Genomic DNA, 2,058 nt, shown 5'->3' with positions numbered 1-2,058 from the left:
GGCCCGAGCCACCCGGGATGATGATGTTGAACGGGAATGCTCTCCCCGGTGCTCCCGGTCGTCTCGAAGGTCCCGGTCATTCCGGTCGTCCCGGAGGTCTCGGTCGTCCCGGAGGTCTCGGTCGTCCCGGAGATCACGGTCGTCGAGGAAGGCATCCGTGTCATCGTCATGCTCTCCACCCTCGGTTCGGGAGCTGTGCCGCTCGTGTGCCGATGCTGTGCGCCTGCTGTGAGCGCAGGCCGGGCTGAGGACCGCCTCGGTGGTTGTGGTTGTGGTGCGGAGCGGATTGGAACCATAACTGTGAGGCATCGCGTCGGCGAGGCATCGCGCCAACGCGGTGACGCCCACCAGGAGGATCGCGACGGCGATCGCAGCATCCTGGTGGGCGTCGCGTTCACCCGTGGCCCACGGGCTGGACGCCCGTCCGCGTCAGGCCACCGTGGCGTCAGGCAGTGACGCCGGTGCCCGTCGTGGAGCCGGTGGTGGCGCCGGTCTTCGGTGCGGTCAGGTCGTAGAGGGTCACGCCGTCGACCGTCTTCGAGGTGAAGTTCTCCGTCACCCAGCTGGAGATCTCCCGTGAGGACGAGCTACCGCCGTTGGCCTGACCGAAGCTGCCGCCGCCGCCGCCGATGAAGTAGTGGATCTTTCCTTCGGCGACGTACTGCTTGAACTGCGCCAGGGTGGGCGATGGGTCGCTCCCGTTGAACCCGCCGACCGGCATGACCGGGTCCTGGGTCGCGAGCTGGTATCCGGCCGCGCTGTTCGAACCGACCGCGGCGGCGACCCAGGTGTAGGAGTCCGCGTTCTGCCTGAGCAGCTTCACGATCGCGTCGCTGGGAGTGACGGCGCTGAGTAGACCGCCTGGGCCACCGCCCCGGCTCTCCCGCCCGCCGAGGATCCCGTTCCCCAGCGCGCTGGTTCCGGTCCCGGCACCACCACCGGCCTGGCCGGGCATGCCGCCCTGGCCGCCGGGCATCTGCTGCCCACCGCCGGGGAAGGCCCCGCCGGGGAAGATTCCACCGCCCTGTGGGCCGCCCTGTGGGCCGCCCTGTGCCCCGCGGCCCATCCCCTGCGGCGGGAAGCCCCGCTGACGGCCGGCCTGCAGGCCGCCCTGGCCCATGCGGAAGAAGCGGCTGCCACCCGGCCCACCGAAGCCGGCGCCGGCGGGACCCGCCGCCGGGATCGAGCCGGTGTGCGGGGTCGCCGCGGTGGCGATGGCATACGAGCCGGGTCCGAGGAGCCCGGCGACCAGCGCCACGGCGGCGACGCCGAGCGCGGCCCGCCGCGGCAGTCGGATGGCCGCGAGGAACCCGAGCGCCGCGATGATCCCGGCGACGAGCACGGCGTACCGGATCCACGGATGCCACTGGGGGGTGCGGTTCAACAGGGTGTAGCACCAGGCGGCGGTGGCGGCCATCGTGGCAGCCGAGACCACGGCGGCGGCGGGATGCCGGCGATGACGCCAGAGCAGCGCGCAGCCCATCCCCACCAGGGCACCGACCGCCGGGGCGAGCGCCACCGTGTAGTAGGCGTGGAAGATGCCCTTCATCTGGCTGAAGACGATGCCGGTGACGAGCAGCCAGCCGCCCCAGAGGAGGAAGGCGGCGCGGGCGCGGTTCGTCCGCGGGGCGCGCCGGGTGATCCACAGGCCGGCGACGAGCAGGATCAGTGCCGTCGGGAGCAGCCAGGAGATCTGACCACCGACTTCCGAGCCGAACATGCGGGTCCAACCGGCCTGGCCCCACATGCCGCCCCCGCGGCCGCCCGGACCTCCGGGGCCGAAGAGGACCGTGCCGCCGCCGGGAGCGGCGCCTGCCGCGCCGTTCCCGACGGATTCCGGCAGGCCGCCCATCCGGCCGCCCCGGCCACCGCCAACGCTGCCGGTCTCGTTGCCGGTAAGTCGGCCGAGTCCGTTGTAGCCGAGGGTGAGCTCCAGCAGGCTGTTGTGCTGTGAACCCCCGATGTAGGGGCGGGAGGACGCCGGGACGAACTCCACGATCGCGATGAAGAGGCCGGCGGGGATCAGCAGTCCGAGCCCCGCGGCCAGGGTCTGCCGGA

1 protein-coding gene is annotated in these 2,058 nt (G+C 72.4%); it reads right to left on the bottom strand.

The window, feature by feature from the left end; translation table 11 throughout:
- Nucleotides 1–445: 445 nt before the first annotated feature.
- The coding region (locus tag AC08ON_RS05750) for a mannosyltransferase YkcB-related protein (RefSeq protein ID WP_476616580.1) at nucleotides 446–2,058 on the bottom strand (1,613 nt) is incomplete at its 5' end.

It is taken from the genome of Frankia sp. CoWAU3 (assembly GCF_977971855.1).
This window is presented reverse-complemented; position numbering and strand designations above follow the sequence as displayed.